This window comes from Halobiforma nitratireducens JCM 10879, assembly GCF_000337895.1.
GTDB lineage: Archaea > Halobacteriota > Halobacteria > Halobacteriales > Natrialbaceae > Natronobacterium > Natronobacterium nitratireducens.
Window position 1 is genome coordinate 1 of the sequence record NZ_AOMA01000106.1, and the last position, 3,278, is coordinate 3,278.

The 3,278-nt window shown below is 56.7% G+C and carries 4 protein-coding genes; 3 read left to right on the plus strand and 1 reads right to left on the minus strand.

The window, feature by feature from the left end; all coding sequences use genetic code 11:
• The 3 genes from C446_RS10360 to C446_RS10370 all read left to right on the plus strand — a co-directional run.
• Positions 1–287: DUF371 domain-containing protein (locus C446_RS10360; protein WP_006673046.1), on the plus strand; the 287-nt coding region annotated here is incomplete at its 5' end.
• Between the two features lie 77 nt (positions 288–364).
• Positions 365–1,120 carry a hypothetical protein gene (locus C446_RS10365; protein WP_006673047.1) on the plus strand — a complete coding sequence of 252 codons (756 nt, stop codon included), beginning with the start codon at positions 365–367 and terminating at the stop codon, positions 1,118–1,120.
• A 127-nt stretch (positions 1,121–1,247) separates the two neighbouring features.
• On the plus strand, positions 1,248–2,213 hold the full coding sequence (locus tag C446_RS10370) for an endonuclease III domain-containing protein (protein WP_006673048.1): 966 nt from the start codon (positions 1,248–1,250) through the stop codon (positions 2,211–2,213).
• A gap of 369 nt (positions 2,214–2,582) precedes the next feature.
• Here C446_RS10370 and C446_RS18050 read toward each other — a convergent pair.
• The coding region (locus C446_RS18050; RefSeq protein ID WP_204365914.1) for a restriction endonuclease subunit S at positions 2,583–3,278 on the minus strand (696 nt) is incomplete at its 5' end.

A 3,278-nucleotide genomic window follows, 5' to 3' on the forward strand; every position in this document is an offset into this window, starting at 1 on the left:
CCCCTGCCGATTTCGATCCCGAGTTCGTCGAAGCCTGTCGGGATCGCGCCGCGACGATCACCGTCGAGATCGAAGCCGGTGGCCACCGGGACACGGTGACCGGCAGAGGCGACCCCGACCTCGAGTTCACGAACGAGCGCAGCGCGGTCGGTCGCACGAGCGACTACGTCGACGACCGGACGATCGTAAACGGAGCCGAGTTCGGAGCCGAGGGGTTCGACCGCGATCTCGTCGCCGCCCTGGCCGACGGCGCTGCGGTGACGGTGACGATCTCGGTCACGAACTGACTCGTTCGCGGTACCCTTTCGGCACGAACTCGCAAGCAGTAGCACTTTTCTCCGGTCCGTGGAGCAAGGCCACAGCAATGAGGGCCAACCGCTCGACGGAGGCGGCGATCGTCGCGCTCGTCGCGTTCGTCTTCGTCGTCGTGCTTACCCTCGGCGCTGGCGTTACCGTGGCCGACTCCCACTGCGCAGCCACACCCCCCGCGCCGGACGACGCCGACATAGCGGCGGACACGCCGCTCGAGATCGCCGATGCTGCAACCGACGACGTCGATGCTGTCGTCGTGACCGACGGTGATACAGTACCACCTGCCGAGGTCGCTCCGGAGGGTGCCGACACCGTCGACGTGATCGACGTGGCGGAACCCGATACCGACGCCGTCGTCACGGCCGACGATCCGACTGCGCTCGAGAGCGTCGACCCGGCCGACATCGAGGGTGAGGCCGAAGACGAACTGGCCATCGTCGATCCACAAAGCGAGGCCGTCGATGCTGTCGTCGTCGCCGAGGGTGACGAAACCGATATCCCGGCGGCACTCGTCGAAGACGAGACCGTCGCGGTCGTCGACGTGGCCGACGACGGGACCGACGCCGTCGTTGGCGCGACCGACCAGCCACGCGGACTCGACCGCGCACAGGACCGAGCGACCGAGCGAGCGGCGGACGGACTCGACCGTGGGACCGATCGGGCTGCGGCACCCGCGTTCGGACAGGTCCCGGCCGCCGACGCGCCGGCCAGAGAGGACCCGCCGACCGAACCTGACACCGCCGAGGAACCGACCGATCCCGACGCGGAGGGGGCTGAAGCGCAGTGGGGGCCGTCTTCGATCCGGTAACGTTTCTTTCAGTTCGTACCAAGAGCCTGAAGACCCGCTAGACCTTCTCGACGATCGAGGACTGTCGAGACGCCAGTTACCACTCTCGAGAGTAAGAGTCAATCCGCCCGACCACTCGAATGGGCGTATGGAAGACCCGGAACCATCGGTCAACATCAGCGGCGGCGAGGCAGGCGGCGGTGTCGCCGCGGAGTTCGACTCCGAGACGGCCGATACCCGTGCCGAACGCGTCGTCGACCGTCTCGGCGAACTGTACTGGGAAAAGACCTACGGCGGGCGCGACGCCTTCACCTGTCTCGTTCGCACCGTTCTGAGCCAGAACACGAGCGACAAGGCCAGCCAGCCGGCCCACGACGCTCTCCTCGAGCGGTACGAACCGTCGGCGGACAGCGACGCCGACCTCGCGACAGCGCTGGCCGACGCCGAGCAGTCGACGCTCGCAGAAACGATAAGCGGCGCGGGACTGTACAATCAAAAGAGCGAGGTCCTCATCGACGTCGCCGAGTGGGTACTCGAGACGTTCGGCTCCGCCGAAGCGTTCGACGCGTTCGTCACGGACGAAGAGCCAGATACCGTTCGGAAAACCCTGCTCGAAGTCTCCGGTGTCGGGCCGAAGACGGCCGACTGCGTGTTACTGTTCGCCGGCGGGCGTCCAGGTGTCTTTCCCGTCGATACGCACGTCCACCGAATCTACCGCCGGCTGGGGGTCGCTCCGCCCGAGGCCGACCACGAGGCAGTCAGGGCCGTCCTCGAAGAGGCGGTGCCCGCGGCGAAGTGTGGCTTCGGCCCACAGAATATAGCAAAACGCTATAACGAGGGCGATCAATCAGAAGAAGAGGGATTTCACAAGGGTGGTACCTATGAAGTTAATGGTGAGGTAGTAGCCTTTGCTCATGGGGGTGTACCTCCTGAAAAATGCGGTTTTGGACATACAGCGACAATTCAATTCGGACGAGAATATTGTACTGCGAGAAAACCAGCGTGTCTTGATGGTCCCGAATCTTGTCCTCTGTTCGACCTTTGCGATAGAGTTGGTGTCAACCTTGAAACTGGTGAAGTTGTTGACCCAAGCGAGGATGTCCCAAACCGTTAATTTTTATATATAACAATTGCAAAAATATTCACGTAGAGGCCAAGTCCTCACAGAAAATTTCCTGCTGAAAACCACGGCTAAAATATCAAATATTTGTTATATTGGGGAGCGATTTTTCCATCATTGGGACATGGAACGATGCACGCCTTATCCCCCATAATTCTGAAGAGGGTGAAACTTTTTGGGGTACGTAGTACCCTTTTTGAAGATGGGTGTAGGCTGAACTGTGTTTACTCTTCTCTTTTTAGAGGTGTGGAACCTTTTTCTCTTGCTTCATATTACCACGTTCGAATAGAAATCGCAAGACGGAAGAAAGATAATCGAATTGGGTTGGCCGAATTATAGAGATATTTGATTATAGCTGTCTTTTCACACAGTGTCTGAGCTGGATTCCGCCTCTTCGTCAAATCTCTGCTCAAGTAATTCTATAGCTTCTTTCTCTAAAGCATCCGCCTTTTCTCTATATTGAAACGCTTGCATAATTTTTTGATGAACTTCGTCCTCGACCTCGGGAAGCCTTGGTAAAGGAATATCCCCAACATGGTCCGGATTTATATGTTTGATTGTTGCACCATATTCGTCTTGGGTTAGATATGCTTGTCCCATCCAGCTATTGAGATATGCATATAAATATCCAGTAATATCTCGTTCTGGAACAGTTCTTATGAGATTTTGGCTGATTACGAAGTCTTCTAAGTGAGTATCGGCTATAGTTGTTCTTCCAACGGTTCCTGAACAAGTTATTAGTAACCACTCTGGATTAACTTTCAGTCCCTCTGGGGGGTCTTGCACATACTTCTCAGCCTCTACCGGTCTGAGAAATAGCTGGGTTGGAGTTAAATAAGGTTGTCCGTTATTTTCATCAGTGTAATTCCGCTTATGGATGGATGGCCGGAATAACTCCTCTGTAACATCTCTTACCCTTTGGACTTCCACATCACTTTCTTCGAAGTGACGCAACGTTTCGTCCGCCTCGACTATAGCTTCAGAGTAATGGCCTGCATCAAATCGCTTGCTGTCAAATATTTGGTCCGAACTCACTTCAACTGATTTCACACTGGCTGG